Raw genomic sequence first — 23,963 nt, 5'->3', positions numbered from 1 at the left:
CACCGGCTCGAACCGCAGGTTTATCCTTCACTCCTGATAGGATACTCGTATGGAGTCGCTTCATCCCCGTATCAGGATCCTCTGGATCGCCCAGGCGGCGATCATGGCGATCGTTCTCGGCGCCGTTCTCGGCGCCGTCGACCGGTGGATCACGTCCGTCCCGACGGCCGGACTGGTGGGCGTGGTCGCGGTCGCGATCGCACTCGGCGCCGCCTACGCGATCCGGCTCTACCAGGTCTGGCAGTTCGAACTCCAGTCGGACGCGCTCTACCTCGAGCGCGGCGTCATCACGTTCGTCGAGACGGCGGTCCCGTTCGTCCGCGTCCAGCACGTCGACACGCAGTTTGGCCCCGTCGAACGGGCGCTCGGCCTCTCGAGCGTCGTCGTCTACACTGCCGGCTCGCGGAACGCGGACGTCCGGATCCCCGGACTGCCGCCGACGCGGGCGCGGAACCTGCAGGATACGCTCCGCGAACTGGCCGTCGAGAGCGAGGCCGACGACGCCGTATGAACCGACTCCATTCGTTCAGCGCGATCACGTACGCCGTCCAGTACGGGTTACTCTGGCTCTGGGTCCCGGTCTTTCTCGTCATCGGACTCGCGGGCGTTTTCGATTTCGCCAGTATGTCCTGGTTGCCGTTCGTCGCGCTGCTCGGGTTTCTCCTCGGCGCGGGCTACGGCGTCGTCTACTACTACCGGTTCGCGTACGCGGTCACGCCGGACACGTTCGACGTCGCCTCCGGCGTGTTCGCTCGTCGCTCCCGGGAGATCCCGTACCGCCGGATCCAGAACGTCGACGTCCGGCAGGGCGTCCTGCAGCGGGTGCTCGGCCTCGCCGTCCTCACCGTCGAGACGGCCGGCGGCGGGAGCAGCGAGGCTGCCCTGAATTTCGTCAGCAAGTCCGAAGCCGACAGATTACAGCACCAGATCCGGCGCCGGACGGCCCGGGTGAACGGTCGCTCCGATGCGCCCGCGACGGAGCAGACGGAAGCGGACACACCGCCGGAGCACGCGGAGTCGGAAGCGCCGACGGAGTCGAGCGCGCCCGGAGCCGACGCCGACGCGACGAGAAGCCGGAAGGCTCCAGCCGAGTCGCACGAAGACGAGCGACCCTCGCCGATCGAAACCGACCGTCAGTCCGCGGAACCGCGACCGGCCCCCTCGTCCGGTCGCCAGCGCGAACCCCGGCGAAAGCAACTGTTCGAACTCGAGTCCAGGGAACTGCTCCTCTACTCGCTGACGACGCTGCGACCCGCCGCAGTCGCGGCGGTCGGCTTCGTATTCTTCCTCGCGACGGACACGATCCTCGAGGTGCTCGTCGCCCTCTCCCAGCCGTTCGGCGGACCGGAAGACCTCACGACCGGCGACGCCCGGAGCTACGGCGTGTTGACCGTCGTCTCGGCGATCAACGGGATCGTCATCACCTACCTGGTCAGCGTCGCCTACACGTTCGCCACGTACTACGACTTCCGGCTCGGCCGCGTCGGCGACGACTTCGTCTACGAGCGCGGACTCCTCCAGCGCTACAGCGGCTCGATTCCGGTGGAGAAGGTCCAGTCGGTGACGGTCACCGACAACCCGATCCAGCGGGCGATCGAGTACGCCGGCCTGTGGGTCGAGACTGCCGGCTACGGTCCGGACAGCAGCGGCGGAAGCCAGTCCGCCGTCCCCCTGGCCCGCACGTCGCACGTCCACCGGTTCACCGAGACCCTCACGGGCGTCGAGACGCCGAAGTTCGAGAGCCCGCCGCCGCTGGCCCGCCGCCGGTATCTCGTCCGGTACTCGCTGATCGCGGCCGTGATCGTCGCCGCGGGGTTCGTTATCGCCCAGGTGACGCCGCTCGAGCGCTGGTACCTCGCCGCGGTCGTCTTCGTGGCGGTCCCGCCGGCGGCGCACCTGCGGTATACCCACCTCGGCTACTACGTCGGGGAGGACCATCTGGTGATTCGACGCGGATTCTGGCGTCGGCGAACGACCGTGATCCCGTACTACCGCATCCAGACCGTCACGACGCGACGGTCGATCTTCCAGCGCCGGCTCGGGCTGGCGTCGCTGGTCGTCGACACCGCCAGTTCGCGCACGTTCTTCTGGGCGACGCCGACCGTTTACGACGTCGATCTCGAGGACGCGCGCGCCGCACACGGGACCGGACGGAAGCGCCTGCAGTCGGCCCTGCGAGAGCGCGCTCGAGCCGACGACGTCGGGTTTTCGGTGGATTTTACCTGATCGGCGTAATTTCACCGCGTACGGTAAACGGGGCGATAGAGAGAGCGAACTGCACTGACGGAGTCGGCGTCCGTCCGCGGCGTCACGGCCGGGACCGCGACGTTTTTGCCCCGACCGCCCCACTCGCCGCGTATGGGTACGGAAGGGATCGATCGACCGATCGAGGAGCGTCGCCGGGGACGGATATGATCGGCGATGCGCTTCGGTACCCGGTCGGCGACGAGATCGGACGAGCGACGTTGCTCAGGAGCGGTATCAGCGTCGTCGCGATCGCGGTCGGGCTGCGGTACGCGGCGGCGCTCGTACCCGCGACGCTCGCGCTCGTACCCGCGACCGTCGCGCTCATCGGCGTCGTCGTCTTCTTCGGAACGACGTCGTTCGTGCTCGTTTCCGACGAGCGGAGACCGCGGCCGTCCGTGCGGGCGGTAGTCCGACCCGGTCTCGGAGCCCTCGCGCTGGCGGTTGCGGTGCTCGTTCCGTCGACCGCCCTGCTGGCGCGTTCGTTGACGGAGACGCCGGAGGCGCTCGAGAACGGGGCGGGACTGTTCTCGCTCGTCTCGTCGACCGCGCTAGTGTTCTTTTTCGTCGCGTGTACGTACGTGTATCCGGTCGCGGTAGCCGCGAGCGCGTCGACCGGGCGGTTGCGAGCGGCCGCCGAGGCCGACACCCTGCTCCCCGTGCTAACCGACCCCGCGTACTTCCTGCGCTGGACGGTCGGGTTTTCGCTCGTCGTACTCGCGACGTGGTTCGCCGTCACGGCCGTCCGCCGCGGTGACGCGTTGGGACTGATCGCTGCGGCGGTCGCCGCCTACCTCCACGTCGCGGGTGCCCGCGCCGTCGGTATCGGCTACGCTCGAGCGTCGGGCGACCGATCGGCGTCGAAGTCACGGTGAGGCGTTCGAACGACGCTCGCGTCGAAGTGCAGCGCACGTAGATGCGGACGGAGACGAAAAGCGGCGATACGAAGCAGTATCGGAAGAGTCAGTCGGCGCGAACCCCATCGAGAGCCGACGAGCCGTTTCGACGATCAGATGTTCGGCGCTCGGGGCTCGGTGCTCTCGACGCGGCGGTTGTGTAGCGCTTCGCCGGTTTTCGCGTCGAAGACGTGAATCGCGTCTTCGGGGATGTAGGCGACCACGCGTTCGCCGGACTCGATCCGACTCATTCCGTCGATCGTCGCGATGGCCGTCTCGCCGTCGCCCTCGCCGAGCGTCAGGTAGACGATGTTCTCGTCGCCGGTCGGTTCGACGACGGTGACCGTCGCGGGGACGGCGTGACCGTCTTCTCGCCGTCGCTCTCCGTCGCTGATTTCGATGCCGACGTCCTCCGGACGCACCCCGAGGACGACCTCGGTACGGTCGCCGATCGCCGTCGAGACGTCGGCTGAGACGGCGTACTCGAGGGGGTCGCCGACGAGCACGGTACCCTCGCCGTCCGCGTCGCGGCGCGTAACGTCGAAGAAGTTCATCGCCGGTTCGCCGATGAAGTCCGCGACGAACACGTTTGCGGGTTCGTGATAGCACTCGAGCGGCGTCCCGACCTGCTGGAGTTCGCCGTCGTTGAGAATGGCGATGCGGTCGCCCATCGTCATCGCTTCCGTCTGGTCGTGGGTGACGTAGACCGTCGTCGTCTCGAGTTCCTCCTGGAGTTGCTGGAGCTCGGTACGCATCTGCGCGCGGAGTTTGGCGTCGAGGTTCGAGAGCGGTTCGTCCATCAGGAACACCGCCGGCTCGCGGACGATCGCACGCCCGAGCGCGACGCGCTGTTGCTGTCCGCCCGAGAGCTCTCCCGGTTTTCGGTCCAGCAGGTCTCCGATTCCCATCATCTCGGCGGTCTCCTCGATCCGAGTGGCGATTTCGTCGTCCGGGAGATCGGTGGACTCCTCGAGCCCGAACGACATGTTCTCCCGGACGGTCATGTGCGGGTAGAGCGCGTAGGACTGGAACACCATCGCGATGTTCCGGTCCTTCGCGGGCAGGTCGTTGACCACTCGATCGTCGAGACGGATCGCGCCGTCCGTGATCGTCTCGAGTCCCGCGATCATCCGCAGCGTCGTCGACTTGCCGCAGCCGGACGGGCCGACGAGAACGAGGAACTCCCCGTCTTCGATGTCGATCGATACCTCGTCGACGGCAACGATATCGCCGCCGTCGTCGTCAGTGAACACTTTCGTTATGTCGTCGAGTTGCGTTTCTCCCATCGTCAGAGCCTCCATTTCTTCGAAGTCGGTCGTCGGTCGGTCATACTTGCACGCCCTCCGCGAACTTGTCGGCGAACAGCACGTAGACGAGCAGCGTCGGCAGCGCCGTGATGAACGCCCCCGCCATCCGCAGCGGGTAGTCGGTTCCCTCGAGCGCCTCGCCCAGCCCCGACAGGATCAGGGTCGCGGACGCGGCAGGATTGTTGACGCTCCCGATGATCGTCAGCGAGAACAGGAACTCGTTCCAGATCTGGGTGAACTGGAAGATGAACACGACCGCGAACATCGGGACCGACAGCGGCAGGACGATCCGGCGGTAAATCCGCCAGACCGACGCGCCGTCGAGCCTCGCGGCCTCGATCATCTCCTGGGACATCGTCTTGTACTGCGAACGGAACAGCAGCGTCACGATCGGAACCCCGTACGCCGTGTGCGTGATGATCAGCTCGAGGATCGTCGCGTGGTGCTCGGCGAGCAGCGGCAGCCCCCACAGGAACGCGAGTCGCGCCTCCAGCTGGGCCCACTGGGTCCAGAACTCGTAGAGCGGAACGATCACCGCCTGGTACGGGACGAAGATGCCCGCGATGAACAGCGCGAGCACGGCGATCTGGCCGCGCCAGTTGACCAGCGTCAGGCCGTAGGCGGCCATGCTGCCGAGGATCGCACAGAGAATCGTCGACGGGATCGTAAACAGCACGCTGTTGACCATCCCGGGCGCGAGAAAGTCGAACGCGACCTGCCACTTCTCGACCGTGGTCCCGCTGGGACCGGGCGGGAAGAAGGGCAGGGTCTCTCGCACCGCTTCCGAGGTCTTGATCGACGTCACGAATCCCGACTCGATTGGAACGAGGTAGAAGCCGACGAGACCGACCAGGGTTGCGTACAGCCCTACTCGTCCGAGGTTGATCCGATCGGTCGCGCGGTCCGTTGCAGTCGGCGTCTCGGTCGTAACTGACTTTTCGCTCATAGGTTCCCTCGCTTGTATTGGCTGTACAGGTACGGGGCGATGACCGCCAGCGACAACACGAACAGCACGAGCGCGATCGACGACCCGTACGCCCACTCCGATCGACCGAACGACTCGCGAACCATCTTCGTCGCCAGGATGTCCGCTCCGCGTCGGGGCCGGTAGCCGTCCGAGATCGCGTACAGGAAGTCGAACGCCTTCAATGCAAACAGCACCAGGACCACGGACGCGCTGACTATCGCGGGCCGTAACTGCGGGATGATCACGCGCCGGTACATCCGGAGCGTGCTGGCGCCGTCGGCCCGCGCGGCCTCGTACTGGTCGTTCGGGATCGATCGGAGCGCGGCGAGGTAGATGATCATCGTGTAGCCGCTGAACTGCCAGACGAGCGCGAAGATCACCGACCCGAGCACGAGGCGCGGGCTCCCCAGCCAGCTGTACGGTCCGAGACCGAATATCCCGACGAACTCATTGACGATGCCGTTGTTGACGTTGTACATCCACCGCCAGAACTGAGCCGTGACGATGAACGACAGGGCGAACGGGAGGAGGTAGATCGTCCGGAGCGACCTGCCGAAGCGGATTTCGCGGTCGAGCAGCAGCGCAAGCACGAGTCCGACGACCAGACACGCCAGGGTGAATCCCACGAGCAGAACGAACGTGTTCCACGTCGCCGACCACATCTGGGGGTCCTCCAGCATCGCCCAGTAGTTCCCGAAGCTGAGGTCGCTGTAGTCGGGATCACCGAACCCGGAGTAGCTGGTCAGCGAGAGCAGGACGTTCCACCCGATCGCGGCGTAGACGAAAAAGCCCATCAGGAGGAACGGCGGGAGCCAGAACGGTGCCGACTGCACCAGATCGCTGTCGAGCCAGCGACGGAGCGACGATCGCTCGTCGACGGCCCCGCCGTCGGTCCTGACCGGGCGCTCGCGGTGACGGCTCTCGGCGCCGTCCCGCCCCGCGTTTCGACCGCGCCGGACGCTACGCAATAGTTCTAGAACGCCTTTCATAAAACTGGTATTCGTGGTCAGAAGGCGTTCATGAACCCATCCGTCGCGCCGTCCACGTCGTAGGGGTCCGCGAAGTTATCGTTGAGTACCCCTTGGAGGTCGGACTGGGTGCTCTGATCGACGGCGAGGCCGTGTGCGAGCGTCGGCGGCTTCTCCGACGCGTCGTCGAAGTCCTCGATCGTATCCGTGAGGTAGGCGTTGAACTCGTCCGTGGGCACCTCCAGTCGCGTCGGAATCGATCCCTTGTACTGGTTGAACGCGACCTGGGCCGTCTCGCCGCCGGCAAATCGCAGCCAGGCGGCGGTTGCCTCGGGGCTCGGGTTGTCGCCCGGGTAGATGAACGAGTCGATGTGCAGCGTGTAGTAGTCTTCCGTTCCGGGGTATCGAATCGCGTCCCACGTCTCGCCGTACTCGAGTTCCTCCGCGATGTACGCGCCGGCGACCCAGTTGCCCTGGTGGATGAACGCAGCGTTGCCGCTCATGATGTCTTGGTTGACCTCGGTGAAGTCGACCGAGGCAGCGTCAGCGTTGATGTAGTTGTCGAGGATCTCCTCGAGCGTCTCGAACGTCGATCGAACGGCGTCCTCCTCACCGTCTCCTTCGATGAAACTCATGTAGGCGTCGTAACCGTGCTCGCCGAGCATCGTCTGCGCCCACGTCTGGAGGATACACCACGGTTCGAGCGACATCGCGAGCGGCGTCGCGTCGGTCTCGGAGTCGACGGTGTCCAGCGCGTCGATGAACGCGTCGGCGCTGTCGATCGAGCCCGGGTCCACGCCCGCCTCGTCGAGGACCTCGACGTTGTAAAAGAGGTCGTTCAGTCGGTGGGAGCCGATCGGCACCGCCGAGAAGCCGCCGTCGAACTGACAGAGTTCCACCGCTTCCTCGGCGTGAGTGTCTTTCAGTTCGGCCTCGTCCCAGACCTCGGACTCGATGTCGCCGAGGACGCCGTCGTACTGCTCGAGGTTCGCGCCGGGCCAGCCCGCGAACGAACTCGGCGGGTCACCCCCCTGGAGACGGTTCGCAACCGTCTGATCGAGGTTCTCGTTACCGCCGCCGCCGATCGGCTGCTCGTCGAGGTCGATATCGGAATGTTCGTCCTCGAACGCACCGAAGAGCGCGTCGGCCGCCTCGGCACCGTCACCGCCGGTCCACCCGTGGAGCACTTCGAGCGTATCGTCTCCGTCGCCTTCACCACCCGTACATCCCGCGAGCGCAACGAGGCTCGCGGTTCCAGCAGCTCCGGCACCCTCGAGAAGCGTTCGTCGGGAGAATATTCCCTTATCAGTCATTGTACACGCTATCCGTATTACGGAGGGGATACTTAATGGTTTTCGATTATTAATTCTGCGGCGAGTGAATTGTTATAGTAACCCGATTTGTAACGGCTACAATGGCTCTATCCGATACGGGCGCCGGAGAACCGCGCCGGGACGGGCGCTCGAGACCGGACCGGTGGATTTTACGCACCCGGCGGGAAACGCTCTACACATGAGCGAGGACTACAGAGTCGAACGCGACAGCCTCGGGGAGATGCAGGTGCCGGCAGACGCCTACTGGGGCGCCCAGACCCAGCGCGCAATCCGGAACTTCCCCATCTCGGGGATCAGCTTCGGCCGGCGGTTCGTCCGCGCGCTCGGCGTCGTCAAGAAGGCGGCCGCACAGGCCAACCGCGACCTCGGACTGGTCGCGGACGACGTCGTCGAGGCGATCGTCGAGGCCGCCGACGAGGTCATCGCCGGCGAGCACGACGACCAGTTCCCGGTCGACGTCTTCCAGACCGGTTCCGGCACCTCCTCGAACATGAACGCCAACGAGGTCATCGCCAACCGCGCCGCAGAGCTCATGGGCGCGGAGATCGGCGACCGCGTCGTCCACCCCAACGACCACGTCAACTACGGCCAGTCGTCAAACGACGTCATTCCGACCGCGATGCACGTCGCCGCCCTCGAGGCCGTCGAGAAAGACGTCATCCCGGCCCTCGATACGCTTCGGGAGGCGCTCGAGGCCAAAGAGGAGGAGTTCGACGACGTCGTCAAGACCGGTCGGACCCACCTGCAGGACGCCACGCCCGTCACGTTAGGCCAGGAGTTCGGCGGCTACCGCGCGCAGATCCAGAAGGGACTCGACCGCGTCGACAAGGTCCGAAATCACCTCGCGGAGCTCGCACTCGGCGGCACCGCAGTCGGTACGGGACTGAACACCCACGAGGAGTTCCCCGGCCGCGCGGCGGAGTACATCACGAAGGAGACCGGCGTCCAGTTCCGAGAAGCGGACAACCACTTCGAGGCCCAGGCCGCCCACGACGCGATGTCCGAAGCTCACGGCGCACTCCGCGTCGTCGCCGGCTCGCTGAACAAGATCGCCAACGATCTTCGACTGCTGGCCTCCGGACCCCGGAACGGACTCGGCGAGATCGAACAGCCCGAGAACCAGCCCGGCTCCTCGATCATGCCCGGCAAGATCAACCCCGTCGTCGCCGAGGCGGTCAACCAGGTCCACAAACAGGTCGTCGGCAACGACGCCGCCGTCTCCGCCGGCGCCGCCGAGGGCCAGATCGACCTCAACCTCTACAAGCCCGTGCTGGCGCACAACTTCCTCGAGTCGGCGGAACTGATTTCGAACTCGAGCCGGGTCTTCGCCGAGCGCTTCGTCGACCCGCTCGAGGCCAACCGCGAGCACTGCGAGGACCAGGTTGAGCAGTCGATGGCGCTCGCCACCTCGCTCAACGTCCACATCGGCTACGATAAGGCCAGCGAGGTTGCCAAGACCGCGCTCAAGGAGGACAAAACCGTCCGCGAGGTCGTCCTCGAGAAGGGCTATCTCGACGAGGGGGAGGCCGACGAAGTGCTCGACCCGGAGAAGATGACCCACCGCGGGATCCTGGGTCAGGACGACTGACCGGATAAAGCGCGACCGCGGACTCGCCGCTCGCGTTCGTCCCTCGTCGATCGAACTGATACCGACCCGCGGCCAAACTTCTCGATCAATAGACAGTGTTTCCCGACGGTATTTCGACAATGTCGATGATTCACACAGCTACCGGAATCCGAGAAACACGCTCTCGAGTACACAGTGCGTTCGATACTTCTTTTTTCCCAGTCTGTTCGCGGTAAACCGGCGTAGCGGAGCCGAATCACTGGCAATCCGGACGGAAGAAACGAACCCAAGCAATTTTGAGGTCCGCTCGCGTCAGACGAAATATGCGCACCTGTCGAGACTGTAATCAGTCGTTCCAGACGGAACTCGCGCTGGAACTCCACCGAGACACCTGCGAGAAAGGACAGCTGTTCTGTCAGGTCTGTGGCGAGCGATTCCGCGAGGGTGACGCGACCCAGGACGGCTGGCACTACGACTGTCCGAACGAAGAGTGCGACGGGACGGGACTGCAGGACGACCTGTACCAGATCGACGACCTCAGGACCGCAACGCACTGACGTCGACCGCGCGACGATTTCGGTTCGACCGTTCTACGGTATCTCCCGAACCGTTCTACGTTACATCCGGTCTGCTTCTGCAACGCCCGCGCACTCATACGGTCCGAGCGCGTAACAGGTGTGTGACCAGTACACGATCACAGGCCGATCGGACGACCGACTCGAGCGTCACGCTCGTCGACCCTCGAGCCCCCCGATTCGGCCAGTCGATTACCGCAACGCTCCTGTTACTCGGCGTCGGGCTGAGTGAGCCGATACTGGTCGCTGCTGTCGCCGTGATCCTCGGCGTCTCGGTGCTCTCCGGCTGGCGGCTCGACCTGTACCGGTTCCTCTGGCAACGGATCATGATCCCGCTCGTCGGTCGACCGGAGCACCGTGAGGCCGCGTCACCGCACCGATTCGCGAAACTCCTGGGTGCGGCGGGTACCGGACTCGCGACCCTGTTGCTCATCGCGGACGTCCCCACGCTCGGATTCGCCGTCGCTGCACTGGTCGGACTGGCTGCCGGACTCGCGGCGGCGACCGGTTTCTGTCTCGGCTGCCGGATGTATCGCCAGGTGTCGTTCCTTCGCGCTCGTGACATCGTCTGACGCCCGGACCCGCTATCCCACTCTTTATTCTCATACCGAACATCTCGGTAGCTATGGAACGACTCAACCCACGGGTCCGCGTCGTCTGGCTCATCGTGGCGGTTTTTCGGGCCGGTCTCGCGGGCGGCTTCATCGTGGGGGGAGCACTGCTGCTCTCTATCACCGATTTCTGGGGCAACCCACCGGACCTGCTCGTCCCGGGAGCCGTCGCGCTCGCCGTGATCCTGGCTATCGTTCGTCTCGTCGTCGCCTGGCTCCGCTACTCCGTCTGGCGGTTCGAGGTACAGGAAGACGGCCTGTTCATCGAGCGAGGCGTCTTCACTCGTATCAAAACGGTCGTCCCGTACGTCCGCGTCCAGCACGTCGACTCCCGGCGATCACCGCTCGAGCGGACGACCGGACTCTCGACGGTCGTCGTCTACACGGCGGGGTCTCGAAGCGCCGACGTAGCGATTCCCGGACTGACACCGGAACGAGCCGAGAAACTCCGCGAGGAACTGCGGCGACTCGCGATCGAGAGCGAGGGTGAAGACGCCGTATGAAGAAACTCCATCCGGTGTCGATCGCGGTTCGCTCGATCTCGCGCAGCGTGAACGTCGGCCTGCTGTTTTTTATCGCGGGGATAGTCGCCTCTCCCGGCGGTGCCGGACCGAACGCCCTCTCGGTCGGCGGCATGGTTCTCGCCGGGATCGTCGTCGCGATCGTCTACGAGGTCGCCTACTACGAACGATTCCGGTACGAACTCACCGCGGACACGTTCGACGTCGCCTCGGGCGTCGTCGCGCGGCGCGATCGCGAGGTTCCGCTCCGGCGGATTCAGAACGTCGACATTCGACAGACGGTTCTCAGCAGGGCGCTCGGCGTCGCCGCCGTCCACATCGAAACCGCGGGCGGCGGACAGACGGAGGTTTCGCTGCAGTACGTCGGTGAAGACGAGGCCCGGCGGCTCAGACGGCAACTCCGTCACGGCGAACGGGCTGAGGACGAACGCGAAACGGCAACCGACGAGACCGATCGCGACGCGGTCGACGACGAGTCGGACGCCGAAGAGGAACTCCTCTTCGAGATTCAGCCTCGAGAACTCGCGATCCTGAGCGTGTTCACGATCGACCCCGGAGCCAGCCTCCTCGGCGGGATCGCCCTCTCGTTCGTCAGCGGCTTCGACCCGACGACGCTGATTCCGGTCGACCTCGTCGAGGGGATTCCCGGTCCCGGTAGCGGTGTCGCCGCGATCGCGTGGGCCGTTCTGCTCTTCTTGCTCGCCGCCTGGGTCGTGAGCGCCGTCCTGACCTTCAACCGGTACTACGGCTTCCGGCTCACGCGCGTCGACGACGAACTCTACTACGAGCGCGGGTTGATTCAGCGCTACAGCGGGACGATTCCGCTCGAGAAGGTCCAGACGCTGACGATCTCCGAACGAATTCCGTTCCGGTGGTTCGGCTACGGCGCGCTGGCCGTCGAAACCGCCGGCTACGCGCCCGGCCAGTCGGGAAGCCGCGGATCGGAGTCCGCGATTCCCCTCGCCAGGTTCGACCGGGTCGTCGGTCTCGCCCGCTCGATCGAACCCTTCGGCGACGTCGACCTCGAGGCGCCGCCGAAACGGGCGCGGGAGCGATACGGCGTCCGGTACCTCCTGGTCGTCGCCGTCGTGGTGGGCATCGGCTACCTGCTCGCCAGCGTCACGTTCGTCGAACGCTGGTACCTGCTCGCCGGCCTGCTCGCCCTCGTTCCGGTCGCCGCCCACCTGAAGTGGTCGAACCGCGGCTACCGCGCCGGCGACCGCTACGTCCTCACGCGGACCGGATTCTGGAACCGATCGACGAAGGTCGTCCCCTACTACCGCGTCCAGGCAGTGGTCCACACTCAGTCCATCTTCCAGCGCCGGCGGCGACTCGCCAGCGTCACGGCCGACACCGCGAGTTCCGCCTCGTTTCTCGGGCGAGCGGCCATCGCACACGATATCGACGCCGACAGGGGACTCGAGTTGCAGCGACACATCGAAGATCACCTGCAGGAACGACTTCGCGCGCGAAAACGAGAGCGAACGGTCGGCGAGTGGTTCCAGCGCTCGGTCTCGAGCGATGAGGACGATCGATCCGAGACCGAATCGACGTAGGTTCGCGTCGACGAGTTCCGTTTTCACTCGAGTCCGATTTCTGCTCGGTACCGAAGACCCGATAAACGAGGGCCTACACTCCCCCAGACGGGCGTATCGTCCTCGAGTTCGACCGACACCGTCTTCGATCTTTCTGTATATCGGTATATGATTCACACGTCCGATTCGGACCGCCGGGATATCTAACAAGAACTCGAATTATAGTAAATATCTCCATCCCACTTCTGTTCGAATCAGAGTATTGCCGAACGCTTCTCGATCGCGTCGCTGCCGGTCCGATCTCCTCGAGAACTGCCGTTCGATCTCGGAGGGTGCCACCCGGCTTCTGGCGATACGAGCCGATGACCGATAGCGACAGCCCGGCGGGAAGCGAAATCCGCTGATCGAACGCTCGACCAGCAGGACCGACGAGACCCGTTCGTCTGGTCACCCATCACCTTCGCAATACCGGCACTCATCCGGTGTGGAATCTCCCGATCGGCGGACGCCTCTCCGACCCACGGAAACGGGAACTGGCGTAGTCTTCGTCGCCCCGGGACGGACGGCTCGAACCGGAGTCCAGTCGCCAAACGGGCCAACCACGGGGTTCTGATACGGGGCCGCCGTCCCGTCCGAGAGAAGTCTGCTGGCCCGTCGTCCGTGCCTCGTTCCGGGTCGTAAGGAGACAGAGAGCACTGCGTGCGTAGGAGTGACCGAAAGACACGACCAACTCCCGCAACGGCGCACCTGCGTTCACGCGGGAGTGCTCGGACCCACCGGGAGCCGCGGCGGAGACGATGAGGCCGATCGAACGAACGTCGAACGAACGACCTCGCTCGTCGGTTCTGCGGTTGCCTTTCGACCGTGAATTGCCGAGTGATCGCTCGAGTCGCGTTCTTCAACGCCCTCCTCGATATCCGAACAAACCCGCTCACGACGCTATGTGGCGCTGCTATAGGCTCTCTTCCGTTCGAAATCGAGAGCTCCGGGACGCGGGAGTCTCGCCGCGCCGCCGAATCCGGTCAGAAATACTCGGCTGTCTCTAATCGATGCGTCTCGGCGACCGATGTTCGACGAGTCGAACTGGATCAGGTCAGGAGTTGGGTGTCACAACCTCCGACGTCGGGAAGCCAACACGCGACTTCACGGGCGCGTACTAATCCTGAAAGACGCGGTTTCTATCTCGGAGTTTGTTCCGGTCGAACGACACCGGCGGAACTGCCGGCCGGCCCGGGAAGCTTCGAGCCCCGTAGCGGAGGGGGAATCGTTCTCGAGTTCCGTCTCTGGCACGCTCCCGGTTAGCAGGAACGGACCTCGAAGCCGGCCACTTCGTTCGGACGAGAGAAACTACCACAGGTCGACGTGCGGACGAGTGCTCCGCTCGTCGCCGGATGGACAGTTGCGACCTGATGACGGCACGAACAGTGACGAATTACCACGAGACAGACACACGGATTTCCCCTCTCGAACCCGAGCGAGTTCCGTTCTCGACCGGAGTCCGACCTCCGGAACTCTGTGTTTTTCGATCAATATCTCGTTTGGTAGTACTACAAATCGGATAATTAGATCTCAAGCTATAGTACTCTATCGACCTTTAGCTAATCCTATAGTACTAAATCTGGCGCATATTTTGGGACGTCAAGTAAGATAACGTCCCTTATCTCATTCAATAGGAGGATTGAAGGTCTCGGAGTTTGATCGGTCGTGTATGAGTGATTCGGCCGATACTTCCCGCGCCGTCGTCAAGACCTACGTCCCGTCTTATCAGAAATCCGAGTGGCAGGATCACGCCGACGATCTCGAGATGAGTCAGAGCGAGTACGTCCGAACGATGGTCCAGGCCGGCCGTCGCGGCTTCGAGGGCGATCGCGAGGAACCCGGTTCTCCGGACGAAAACCCTCGGGGTAACGGCCTCGAAACACGCGTCCTCGAATTACTCTCGTCTGACACGTATTCGTGGAACGAACTCCTCGAGGCGGTCAGCGACGACATCGAGTCGCGGCTCGACGACGCGCTGGAACAGCTCCAGGCCGAGAACCGAATTCGGTACAGCGGTCGCCACGGCGGATACACGATGGTCGGGGACGATGGCAACTAGGACCGACGCGCCCGAGGAGGTCGCGGATCCGATCGCGTACTTCCTCGACGACCAGCGCTATCACGGGAAGAGCGAACGGACGCTCGTGGCCTACGAGCGCGTCCTCCGGCAGTTCGAGGAGTTCGTTCGCGACCGCTTCGACGACGGCGAGGGCGTCTCCGCGATCGGCCGGCGCGAGTGCATGGCCTGGGTGCACTCGCTCCGCGATCGGTTCGAACCGAGCACGATCGCGACGTACGCGTCCTATCTCAACCGGTTCTACGACTACATGACCCAGGTCGGCGTCTTCGAAGAAAATCCGATGGTACTGGTGATGGAGGAACTCTCGGAGTCCATCGACACGAATCCGACTCGTCGGGACATTTCGGTGCCGGAGATGCGGTCGTTCGTCGATTCGGTCTCCCACCCGCTCGAGCGCGCCGTGATCGTCACCCACCTGAAAACGGGGATGCGCGTCGGCGAACTCTGTAATCTCGACCTACGGGATTGTCACCTCGAGGTGCCGGAACTCGATCTCGAGTGGACGCCGCGCGTCCAGCTCGAGCGCCGTCCGGCGTCGGTGTTCGTCGCCGCGGAGCCCGCTCGCGGTCGGATCGTCAACGGCGAGGAGCGAAGCGCCTCGAACAAGCGCGAGCGGGACACGGTGATTCCCGTCGACGCCGAACTCCGACGAGCGCTGCTCGAGTGGGTAGCGATCCGTCCGGACCCGGTTTCACCGGCCGAGCCGCTGTTCCTCAACACCAGGGGCGCCTGGGGAGAGCGACTGCAGCCGTCCGACGTTCGGTCCATCGTCGAAAAACACGCTCGCGAACGCGGCTGGTATCGAACGGGCGGAGGTGCGACGGAAAACGTGACGCCCCACTACTTTAGACACTTCTTCACGACGCACCTCCGGGATCGAACGGGAGATCGCGGCGTCGTCAAGTACCTCCGCGGCGACGTCGCCAGCGACGTCATCGATACCTACACGCACAACTGGGGCGACCAGGTGCGGACGGTCTACGAGGCGAACATCTATTCGCTTCTGTAGAGCGCCTCTGCGAAACTGACATATTCGAAACGTGTAATTCGTTAGCGTTGTGGTGGCCGACACCGGACAGATAAACTCTGTAATGCTATATCGAATTTGATCGATACAGCTTCTCGAGTCAGGTTACAAATACTAGCGTAGCCGAAGCTCTAACGGCTGTATGACGGTGATTCGAGGAAAACAGGAAGAACCGAACGGATCAGTGAGTGACTGCGAGTTCCGTCTCCGCAGTACCGTTTGCCAGCACTGACCGGACCGCGGCGACCGTCTCGGTAACCTCGGGCGTGTTCTCGAGCATCACCGTCTCGCTCGGGAACAACTGCTCGCCGAGCAACAGGCCGTGGTCGCGGGCGGTCGAGCCGGTCACCGTCAGATAGACGCCGAGGCCGGTCTCGGCGATCGCCGCCTCTTCTTCGCGACCGTTCGCAGGGTAGTGGAACTCGACGCCGTCGAGGGTTTTCGTGCCGAGGACGGCCTGGACCAGTCGCTCGTACCGGGGTTCGATACAGAGCGGCCCCTCGTAGGCCTCGAGAAAGTCCCGGTCGATCGATTCGGACGGCGGCGCCGTTTCGGGGGTCGCCATCAGGGTGTGGTAGACGGTATCTCCCAGACCAGTGACGACCCGCACGTCGGTGTCGACGGGGTCGATTCGGGCGTTAATGTCGGCGATTCGGTCGAGGGGCTCCGGCCGGAGTCCGACGACCTCCTCGAGGACCAGGTCGGCGCTGTCGAACCCGAGCGCGAACTCGTGGGTTCGCAGCGCGCGAAACGGCTCTTCGCGACCGACGAGCTGGACCGACATCTCCTCTGAAACGGTATCTGCGTCGTCGAGCGGAATCGTCACGCTGTCGAAGACGATCCGTCGTGGTTTCCCGGCGCGGTCGTCACGAAGAAGCGTGTACTCGGGTTCGTTCGGATCGTCGACGGTACTGTAGGTGGCGAGACGATGGTACACGTCCTCCTCGGCGTCGACGGTGCCTTTCGTCCGTGCTTTTTCGTGTCGAAGCGTCGACGTGATGTCGTCCGCGAGGGTCGGCACGTCGAGACGTGCAGCGATACGATCGAGCACGCACTCGAGCGGCCGGCCCTTCCGCGGAACTGCGATCGGGATCGTCTCACCCATCGATCAGTTCTCAACGAGCGACGGATAAACGAGTTGCGTTTCCAGCGAAACGGAGATGATAGTACCAACTGAAATGTTCACACCGATCGCACCGCGACTGTGCGAACGGGAGCACACCGGCTTTCAGTGGCTACTCAGCTGTCCGAGAACATCGAACCAAGCTGATCGCGCCAGTCCTGAATGTCCGTCAGCCCTTCCCGGACGTCCGCGAGATCGTCCTCGAGGTCGTCCACGTCGTCTGCGAGGTCGTCGACGCGTTCGTCGACCGTTTCGACGTCGTCGTTTACGTTTTCGAGGTCGGTCTCTACGGTCTCGACGTCGTCCGTGACCTCGCCCAGATCGGTTTCCAGGTCGGCGGTCCAGTCGGTCAGCGACTCGACGTCGGTTTCGACACCGTCGACGCGCGATTCGGTGCCCTCGAGTCGGTCGTCCATCGCGGCGATGTCGTCCTCGAACGATGCCAACTCGTCTCGAAGTTCTTCGATTAGCTGTTCGCCGGTTCCCTGTTCGTCGAGGAACGCTTCCAGCGCGTCGGTGTAGGCGGCGACCTCCTCGACCCGTGACTGGAGATGCTCGACCTTCGCGGTCTCCGACCCCGAAGGCTCGAGATGGAGTTCCGAACGGAGGACCTCGAGATCCTCCTCGTCGACGATTCCCTGGCGAATCTCGGTTGCGAGTCGATCGCCGATCGAACCCTCGAGTGCAATAGCGGGTTCGTCGGCGGACTCGTCTTCTGCCGCGTCGGTCTCGTTCGCTTCGGCGGTCGACTCGTCGTCGAGGCCCTCGTCCTCGTCAGCTATGGGCGGCTCGTCAGGTGTGGCCGGTTCAGCGTCAGTGTCTTCGACGTCCGTCGGCGGCGATTCGGCTGCCGGCTCCTCGTCGGCTTCGCCGGCCTCGAGATCGGCCTCGTCCGCGTCGTCGTCACCGACTGCGGTCTCCGTACCACCGTCTCCGTCCTCGGTGTCGACGTCCGGTCTCTCCTCGGCGGCGGTCTCCGTGTCTGTCTCGACGTCGTCGGGTGCGGTGTCTTCCGATGGCTCGATATCGGCGTCGTCCTCGAGGCCGAGATCGAGTTCGGACGGCTCCGGGTCGTCGTCGGCTTCGTCGGTCTCCAGACCGAGATCGAGTGATTGCTCGTCCGGCGGCGCGGCTTCGATCGCCTCGTCCTCCTCTGCTTCGGGGATCTCGTCCTCTTCGAACCCAAGTGCGATGTCCGGCTCGTCGTCCTCGCGCTCCGTTCCCTCGTCGGTCGAGTCCACGCCGTCCTCGAGATCGAGATCCAGATCTTCCTCGTCCTCGAGGCCCGGAACGGAATCGGACTCGCCCGAGATCATGTCTTTGACCGCCTGATTGCGGTCGTCTCCGACGATCGTCTCGATGACGTCGTCGCTGATCGCGTCGGCGTCCGAGTCGGCCGCGTCCTCGGAACTGACCTCGACGACCGTCGGCTCCGTGAGGAACTCGGTCACGACGCTCTCGTCGTCGATCCGGATTCCGTAGACGGTTACGAGCGGTTCGCCGGATTCGAGCGTCCCGGTGAACTCGACGTGGTTGTCCTGGAACGCCGTCCAGTCGTCGCTGTAGTAGTCGGGGTGGAATCCGACCTTGTCCATCGGGAACGATTCGGGGATCTCCTCGGAGAGGCGGAATGTGACCGGTTCGTCGTGGTCCGACTCGATCTCGAACCTGATCGCCGGGACGGGAAACTCGTCGGCCGCGAACCGCTTTCGGACGGTCAACCCATCGGCACTGACCTCGATCACGTCGTCCGTGTCGGCGGTGCTACTCATGGCGCCAACGTTACCAGACCATTACTATAAATTGTGCGGACAGTATCAGTTCTGATATACGTATCAGAGGTCGACGCGATCGCCGATCTCGACGAGTTCCAGTCGGCGCGGGTACTCGAAACTCTTCGCGTGGTGGTGGAGCACCTTCGGATCAGAGGTCAGACCGCGCCACATGTCCCAGTGACTCGGCAGGAGCGCCTCGAGTTCGAGGGCGGCCGCCGCCTCGACGATCTGGTTCTCGTCGTTGTACCAGCGCGTCCGTTTCGGCTCTCCCGTCTCCTTGTCGGGGATCTGGCCGACGGTACCGAAGGCGAGCGCGCCGAGGTCGATGTCGTACTCCGCGCCGATCCGTTCGAACTCCTCGGTCGGTTTCGTGTCGCCGCCGTGGAAGAACGTTCCCGCGTCGTGCTCGAGGACGTAACTGACGGGATTGGTCGCGTCCGGATCGTGTGCCTCCTCGACATGAAGGGTGAACGCTCCGATGTCGAGACTCTCTCCTTCGCTAACTTCGGTGAACTGCTCGTCGGTTATGTCCCACTCCTCGGTCCAGTTCTCGTCCTCGCGTGCGACCGCCAGGCTGTCGTCCGGTCCGTACAGGGTCGCACCGGTGTTCTCGAGGATCGGCGCCTGGCTCGGTCCGTGGACGTGGTCCGTGTGCTCGTGGGTCGCGAGGATCGCGTCCGTCTCGGCCACGTCCGCCGGATCGAACGGCACCGGAATCATGCGAACGGTTCGTGGCGGATCGCCGAGGCCGACGTAGGGATCGATGAAGATCGTCGTTCCCTCGCGGTCCTTGAGTACGAATCCGTTACAGCCGAGATACCATATCGAAACGCCGCCCGGTGTCGCCGCTTCGATGTCGCGGACGAGCCAGTCGTCCCAGTCGCTTCGCGTCATACTCGAGGATGTGCGGACCGACTGGGTAAGTGTTATTGTCTCCGCGAGTACCGTGAGTCGAACGAGTGAGGAGATCGCCCTTCGACAGGAATTGACTCCGGGAGATTACTCTCATTGATCCGTCCGTTAATTTCAATCCTTTCTATTTCCGGGTAAACTTTGATCGGCGGAACCGTCGAGCTCAAGAGCGCATGACGAACGACTCGATTCTCCCGACGGGACAACGCCGCGACGTTCTCCAAACGATCGGCGGGCTCACCGGCCTCGCGCTAGTGGGATCGACCGCGACGGCCGAGGAGGACTCCGACGCGACGGAGAACGGACGGTACGCTCTACCGGAACTTCCCTACGAGTACGACGCGCTCGAGCCCCACATCGACGAGCGCATCGTGGAACTCCATCACAGCGAGCACCACCAGGCGTACGTGGAGGGGGCGAACGCTGCGCTCGATGAGTTCGAGGAGATGCGCTCCGGCGGCGATTTCGAGGATATCAAGGCCGCAAAGCGGGACTTCTCCTTTAATTTCTCCGGCCACGTCAACCACACCGTCTTCTGGCAGAACATGAGCCCCGACGGCGGCGGCGAACCCGACGGCGAACTGCGCTCGGCGCTCGAGGAGCAGTTCGGTTCGTTCGAGGCGTTCCGAGACGAGTTCACCGCGGCCGCGGAGAACGTCGAAGGCGGCGGGTGGGCGATGCTGTTCTACGAACCCGTCGCGGACCTCCTGGTGATCGGACAGGTCGAGTCCCAGAACGAACTGGCTCACCAGGGTGCGATTCCGATCCTGACCCTCGACGTCTGGGAACACGCCTACTACCTCCAGTACGAGAACGACCGCGGCGCTTACGTCGAGGAGTGGTGGAACGTCGTCGACTGGACCGACGTCTGCCGTCGCTACAACCTTCTGACCCAGGTCCGAGCGGACGAGGTGTCGAGCGATGCAGCCGACGAAGCGCACGACTGATCGACACGCGGCTCCGATTTGTTGAGTGAAATCGATTATCGATGAACCGTCGACGAAACGGGGAGAGACCGGCGAAATAACACCGAGGAGTACCCGGACGGCGACTGAGCGGGAGCCTCGATCGACGGTTCCGGTAGGGTCCTACCAGGTGCCGTGGAACGTGTCGAACGAGAGATCCTCGAGCGGCTTGTTGCCGACGGCGATCTCGTACTCGCCGGGCGTCAGCATCGGCTTGTGGAACTGCGGGCCGTCGTCGGTCGTGATCCGCGGACAGCCGGTGTTGACGAACGCGTCCATGTCGAAGTTTCGGAGCCGGTCGGGGGTCACCTCGTCCATCGTGATGAGGTAGGCGTTGTCGTTGTCGTCGAGAATCTGCTCGGCCTGCTCCCAGCGACCCTGCCCGATCTTCGTACAGAAGATGACGCCCCACTTCTCGGCGTCCATCGCGCGGTGGACCGCACCGTAGCGCTGTTTCATGAATTTCTCCGTGTCCGCGGGAGTGACGACGTTGTTGACCGGGTCGGCGATGACGACGTGTTTGTCGGGGTGTTCCATCGCCAGACCGAGCGGGTGGAACTTGCCGCCGCCGACGTAGAGTACCTGGTCCGCGGGTACGTCAGCGCTCGCGTAGTTGCAGCCCAGGACCTGGCCCTCGTGCGTGAGTCGGTCGTCGCCGCGACGGCTCTGGACCTCGTAGCCTCGTTCTTCCAGGAACTCGGTCATCTCCTCGTAGCGGTTCATGTGCTGGGCCGTGGTGACGAGGCCGACGCCCTCGGTCTCCTCGGGGTCCTCGAGCGTGTCGAGAGCCTCCTCCATGATCGGCTGCACTTCGACGTTCGAGAACAGCGGGACGTAGATCACCTTGTCCGTGTTCTTCATCGGCGAGTGGCCGAAGTGGACGAACACGTCGGTGCGTTTCATCAGATACGTGTCGAGGTCACAGGCGCCGTAACACGGCTGGCCCGAGAGCATGAACGTCACGTCGTCGTCGGCGAGTTCGCGAAGGTCGTCCGCGACCTTCGGACCGCGTCGTTTCAGCCCCTCGGGAAACTGCAGCCCGACCTTCGCCGCGTCGCGCTCCTCGATCGCCTCGAGGATGCGGTCGAGTTCGTAGTCCCACTCTCGATCGTGCTTGAGGCTCATCCCCACGTTTCTGAGGTCCCCTTCGCTGTACTCCGACTCCTGGCTCATTGTCCGTCGTAACGGCCACGGACGTATAACGGCGGCGCTTCTCGTGTTAGACGACGTCCGCGACCCCGCTTGTACTGCGAGGGCAACTCGAGCGGTCGACGAACTACTCCTGTGGCTCTATCGAAGTTTTTCTCGAGAGATAGGTTTGGCATCCTTCGAGTGAGTACAGGCGGACAACGTACCACGATTACTAGCTATCTGTCTGACGTCTGTCACAAACAACTGCCGAATACAGCGGATCTATCGGTCGATTACGGTGGCATCCAGAGAGCATACAGTATCGCTAGCAGCCCTGACACCTGACTCGATTGTGAGGCGATGATGACCACTGCTACTGGTATACCCGGAAAAATTCCGTACAGGAGGAAGATGCAGAACGGGACGGCAAGTACGAGCACGAAACCGAGTGCGATGAATAGCATCGGACGGCTGTTGTTCCGTCTGTAGCCGCGGTAGGCCTGATACGCGATGAAGATGCCAATGATAACGCTCAGGATCTGTGTCCCCTGTTGGAACACAATGACCCAGTCCGGTGGCATCGCAGGCTCCCAGAGTTGGAGGAGCGGAAGGCGCACGTCACATCCCCTCGATAAGCCGCGTGAATCGATCGGCTGGATCCTCACGGCGATCAACCTCGAGAACTAACTGTCCGTCTCGAAGCTCGACCGTGAGTCGTTCGAAGTTTGTCGCGTACATGGTTCGATGATGGCCGCCGTCCGTATCGAGTTTCGTCCGCTCAATGAGCAGGTCGCACTCCCGAAGATCCTCCAGACGGCGGTAGATCGTCGGTTCGGAGACGCCACAGCGTTCGCTCAGTGTGGTTGCTGACATTGGTCCTTGACTCGTTTCAGTGAGGATTGCCCGTGCAGTCGGGTCTTCCAGCACGGCCGCAAATCGGTCGATATCATCATCCTCACTCACAACACCCTCCTTTCGTGGCTACATTTTAAAGAGATTAGCATAACTACAGGGACTGAAATTGTGCTCGACCCGTTATGCGACTCCCCTCCGTCACTCCACCTATGGCAGCACACACCGCCGCTGAAAACCCAGTACGAGTGCGATTGACGACGCTCGGCGGGCTCGTAATCGCCCTCGTAAGCGTCGTCCTCAGCATCGTTTCCTACAGTCACCTTGCAGATACCGTCCGGATCCGATGGACCGTCGGAACCTTCCAACACTACGGACCAGAACACATCTCGACTTTACCTATGCTCGTAGCGTTTCCAGCAATTGTAGCGGGCCTATACGTCGGATCACGGTGGCTCGAGACGCACCTGGAGCGTCCCGGCGAGATCGACGATTTCGACGAATTCCACGCCATCTACGACATCTGTGTCCTGCTGATCCTCGGAACAGTTGTCGCGGGCCAACTCGTCATCATTGTCCTCAACCTGTGATCCCAATGAACAGGCCCCTCTCAACACCGGAAGGCATCGATACGCGCAACCTCGCGGAGTTCCTCGTCATCCTGACAGCGCTCGCCCTGGGATTCACCGCCATCACCCGCGTTACGGGTATCAACATCGTAGCGGTTGGACCACTCTACATGTTCACGCCCGGGATCGCCGGACTGACTGTGTGCCTGCACAATGGGATCGCACTCTCAGACGTCGGTCTCCGGATCGGGCGGAAGCGGTGGCTCGCTCTGGCCGCGATCCTGCCACTCCCGGTTCTCAGCGTGATAACGGTGCTCTCGCTCGGCGTACCGGGCGTAACGTTCAACTCATCACTCGATACAGCGGCCGAAGTCGGCCTTCCGTCGGGAGTGTTCTGGGCGTTCGCTGCGTGGGGTATCGTCGTAGCGATTGGTGCGACGTTCAATGCGATCTTCGGTTTCGGTGAAGAGTTCGGTTGGCGGGGTTACCTCTTATGGGAGCTTGCCCCGCTGGGATTCTGGAAGGCGTCGCTAGCGATCGGTGCCGCGTGGGGGATCTGGCACGCGCCACTCGTCTTTGCCGGGCACAATTATCCGTCGTTCCCGATCATCGGCATCGTCGCGTTCACGGTCGCGTGTATCGCTTTGGCCCCGCTGTTCACCTACATCGTCGTTCGATCGAAATCCGTTCTCCCCGCGGCCATCTTCCACGGCGTGTTCAACGCAGTTGGGCTCGTCGGGTACGCAACCACCGATGATGCCGTTCTCAGACAACTCGTTGCCAGCGAGGGCGGCATTATCGGTATAACGGTGTTCGGGCTCATCGCGCTCTCGATCGCATTTACTGGACCACCGCGCTTAACCCGTGACTTCGCCACGAGTAGGCGTCCCGTCTCGACGACTCCCTCGTGGGAGAAACAGACTCGGTAAGCAGGACGAAAACGGCCGAAGACCAGTAGCGTTTGT

23 protein-coding genes are annotated in these 23,963 nt (G+C 63.4%); 13 read left to right on the top strand and 10 right to left on the bottom strand.

Annotated elements, in window-relative coordinates:
- Nucleotides 1-49 precede the first annotated feature (49 nt).
- The 3 genes from NED97_RS07895 (at nucleotide 50) to NED97_RS07885 (ending at nucleotide 3,119) form a co-directional block, all read left to right on the top strand.
- Nucleotides 50-511 carry a PH domain-containing protein gene (locus NED97_RS07895; RefSeq protein WP_252490163.1) on the top strand — a complete coding sequence of 154 codons (462 nt, stop codon included), beginning with the start codon at nucleotides 50-52 and terminating at the stop codon, nucleotides 509-511.
- On the top strand, nucleotides 508-2,226 hold the full coding sequence (locus tag NED97_RS07890; protein WP_252490162.1) for a PH domain-containing protein: 1,719 nt from the start codon (nucleotides 508-510) through the stop codon (nucleotides 2,224-2,226). The genes NED97_RS07895 and NED97_RS07890 overlap by 4 nt, the downstream gene beginning before the upstream one ends.
- 185 nt (nucleotides 2,227-2,411) lie before the next feature.
- Entirely contained in the window at nucleotides 2,412-3,119 is a 708-nt protein-coding gene (locus NED97_RS07885; RefSeq protein ID WP_252490161.1) for a DUF4013 domain-containing protein, read from the top strand.
- Between the two features lie 134 nt (nucleotides 3,120-3,253).
- Here NED97_RS07885 and NED97_RS07880 read toward each other — a convergent pair whose 3' ends face one another.
- The 4 genes from NED97_RS07880 to NED97_RS07865 are packed head-to-tail and all read right to left on the bottom strand — an operon-like array spanning nucleotide 3,254 to nucleotide 7,695.
- Nucleotides 3,254-4,426 (bottom strand): ABC transporter ATP-binding protein, encoded by a 1,173-nt coding sequence (locus NED97_RS07880; RefSeq protein WP_252490160.1) that lies wholly within the window; start codon nucleotides 4,424-4,426, stop codon nucleotides 3,254-3,256.
- 40 nt (nucleotides 4,427-4,466) lie between these two features.
- A complete protein-coding gene (locus tag NED97_RS07875; RefSeq protein ID WP_252490159.1) occupies nucleotides 4,467-5,393 on the bottom strand; it encodes a carbohydrate ABC transporter permease in 927 nt (308 codons plus the stop codon).
- On the bottom strand, nucleotides 5,390-6,403 hold the full coding sequence (locus NED97_RS07870) for a carbohydrate ABC transporter permease (RefSeq protein WP_252490158.1): 1,014 nt from the start codon (nucleotides 6,401-6,403) through the stop codon (nucleotides 5,390-5,392). The genes NED97_RS07875 and NED97_RS07870 overlap by 4 nt, the downstream gene beginning before the upstream one ends.
- A gap of 17 nt (nucleotides 6,404-6,420) precedes the next feature.
- Nucleotides 6,421-7,695: an ABC transporter substrate-binding protein gene (locus tag NED97_RS07865; RefSeq protein ID WP_252490157.1), complete on the bottom strand. Its 1,275-nt coding sequence runs from the start codon at nucleotides 7,693-7,695 to the stop codon at nucleotides 6,421-6,423.
- A 199-nt stretch (nucleotides 7,696-7,894) separates the two neighbouring features.
- Here NED97_RS07865 and NED97_RS07860 point away from each other — a divergent pair, with 199 nt between their 5' ends.
- The 7 genes from NED97_RS07860 (at nucleotide 7,895) to NED97_RS07830 (ending at nucleotide 15,653) form a co-directional block, all read left to right on the top strand.
- The gene (locus NED97_RS07860) at nucleotides 7,895-9,304 is read left to right on the top strand and encodes a class II fumarate hydratase (protein WP_252490156.1); all 1,410 of its coding nucleotides are present in this window, start codon (nucleotides 7,895-7,897) and stop codon (nucleotides 9,302-9,304) included.
- Between the two features lie 302 nt (nucleotides 9,305-9,606).
- A complete protein-coding gene (locus NED97_RS07855; protein ID WP_252490155.1) occupies nucleotides 9,607-9,840 on the top strand; it encodes a transcriptional regulator in 234 nt (77 codons plus the stop codon).
- Between the two features lie 122 nt (nucleotides 9,841-9,962).
- On the top strand, nucleotides 9,963-10,430 hold the full coding sequence (locus NED97_RS07850) for a DUF4395 domain-containing protein (protein ID WP_252490154.1): 468 nt from the start codon (nucleotides 9,963-9,965) through the stop codon (nucleotides 10,428-10,430).
- Nucleotides 10,431-10,483: 53 nt separating this feature from the next.
- A complete protein-coding gene (locus NED97_RS07845) occupies nucleotides 10,484-10,972 on the top strand; it encodes a PH domain-containing protein (protein WP_252490153.1) in 489 nt (162 codons plus the stop codon).
- Nucleotides 10,969-12,546: a PH domain-containing protein gene (locus NED97_RS07840; protein WP_252490152.1), complete on the top strand. Its 1,578-nt coding sequence runs from the start codon at nucleotides 10,969-10,971 to the stop codon at nucleotides 12,544-12,546. Before NED97_RS07845 ends, NED97_RS07840 begins: the two co-directional genes overlap by 4 nt.
- 1,687 nt (nucleotides 12,547-14,233) lie before the next feature.
- Entirely contained in the window at nucleotides 14,234-14,623 is a 390-nt protein-coding gene (locus tag NED97_RS07835; RefSeq protein WP_252490151.1) for a DUF5805 domain-containing protein, read from the top strand.
- Nucleotides 14,613-15,653 carry a tyrosine-type recombinase/integrase gene (locus NED97_RS07830; RefSeq protein WP_252490150.1) on the top strand — a complete coding sequence of 347 codons (1,041 nt, stop codon included), beginning with the start codon at nucleotides 14,613-14,615 and terminating at the stop codon, nucleotides 15,651-15,653. Before NED97_RS07835 ends, NED97_RS07830 begins: the two co-directional genes overlap by 11 nt.
- A gap of 199 nt (nucleotides 15,654-15,852) precedes the next feature.
- Here the strand turns inward: NED97_RS07830 and NED97_RS07825 are convergent, their stop codons facing one another.
- The 3 genes from NED97_RS07825 to NED97_RS07815 form a co-directional block, all read right to left on the bottom strand.
- On the bottom strand, nucleotides 15,853-16,776 hold the full coding sequence (locus tag NED97_RS07825; protein WP_252490149.1) for a hypothetical protein: 924 nt from the start codon (nucleotides 16,774-16,776) through the stop codon (nucleotides 15,853-15,855).
- A 134-nt stretch (nucleotides 16,777-16,910) separates the two neighbouring features.
- Nucleotides 16,911-18,566 (bottom strand): prolipoprotein diacylglyceryl transferase, encoded by a 1,656-nt coding sequence (locus NED97_RS07820; RefSeq protein WP_252490148.1) that lies wholly within the window; start codon nucleotides 18,564-18,566, stop codon nucleotides 16,911-16,913.
- A gap of 63 nt (nucleotides 18,567-18,629) precedes the next feature.
- A complete protein-coding gene (locus NED97_RS07815; protein WP_252490147.1) occupies nucleotides 18,630-19,463 on the bottom strand; it encodes an MBL fold metallo-hydrolase in 834 nt (277 codons plus the stop codon).
- 191 nt (nucleotides 19,464-19,654) lie between these two features.
- Between NED97_RS07815 and NED97_RS07810 the strand changes: the two genes are divergently transcribed.
- Entirely contained in the window at nucleotides 19,655-20,428 is a 774-nt protein-coding gene (locus tag NED97_RS07810) for a superoxide dismutase (protein ID WP_252490146.1), read from the top strand.
- 141 nt (nucleotides 20,429-20,569) lie between these two features.
- Here the strand turns inward: NED97_RS07810 and dph2 are convergent, their stop codons facing one another.
- The 3 genes from dph2 to NED97_RS07795 all read right to left on the bottom strand — a co-directional run bounded on the left by dph2 (nucleotide 20,570) and on the right by NED97_RS07795 (nucleotide 22,450).
- Complete coding sequence (gene dph2 / locus NED97_RS07805) at nucleotides 20,570-21,619, bottom strand: diphthamide biosynthesis enzyme Dph2 (RefSeq protein ID WP_252490145.1); 1,050 nt, start codon at nucleotides 21,617-21,619, stop codon at nucleotides 20,570-20,572.
- A 251-nt stretch (nucleotides 21,620-21,870) separates the two neighbouring features.
- Nucleotides 21,871-22,194, bottom strand: coding sequence for a DUF7521 family protein (locus NED97_RS07800; RefSeq protein ID WP_252490144.1), 324 nt, complete (start codon nucleotides 22,192-22,194; stop codon nucleotides 21,871-21,873).
- Between the two features lies 1 nt (nucleotide 22,195).
- On the bottom strand, nucleotides 22,196-22,450 hold the full coding sequence (locus tag NED97_RS07795) for an ArsR family transcriptional regulator (RefSeq protein ID WP_382206286.1): 255 nt from the start codon (nucleotides 22,448-22,450) through the stop codon (nucleotides 22,196-22,198).
- 191 nt (nucleotides 22,451-22,641) lie between these two features.
- On the opposite strand from NED97_RS07795, the gene NED97_RS07790 reads away from it, so the two are divergent.
- Nucleotides 22,642-23,019, top strand: coding sequence for a hypothetical protein (locus NED97_RS07790; RefSeq protein WP_252490142.1), 378 nt, complete (start codon nucleotides 22,642-22,644; stop codon nucleotides 23,017-23,019).
- 5 nt (nucleotides 23,020-23,024) lie between these two features.
- Nucleotides 23,025-23,927 (top strand): CPBP family intramembrane glutamic endopeptidase, encoded by a 903-nt coding sequence (locus NED97_RS07785; protein WP_252490141.1) that lies wholly within the window; start codon nucleotides 23,025-23,027, stop codon nucleotides 23,925-23,927.
- Nucleotides 23,928-23,963 lie beyond the last annotated feature (36 nt).

This window comes from Natronococcus sp. CG52 (genome assembly GCF_023913515.1).
GTDB classification, from domain to species: Archaea; Halobacteriota; Halobacteria; order Halobacteriales; family Natrialbaceae; genus Natronococcus; species Natronococcus zhouii.
Note: the sequence above shows the minus strand (reverse complement) of the source record. Positions and strands in the feature narration are given on the sequence as shown.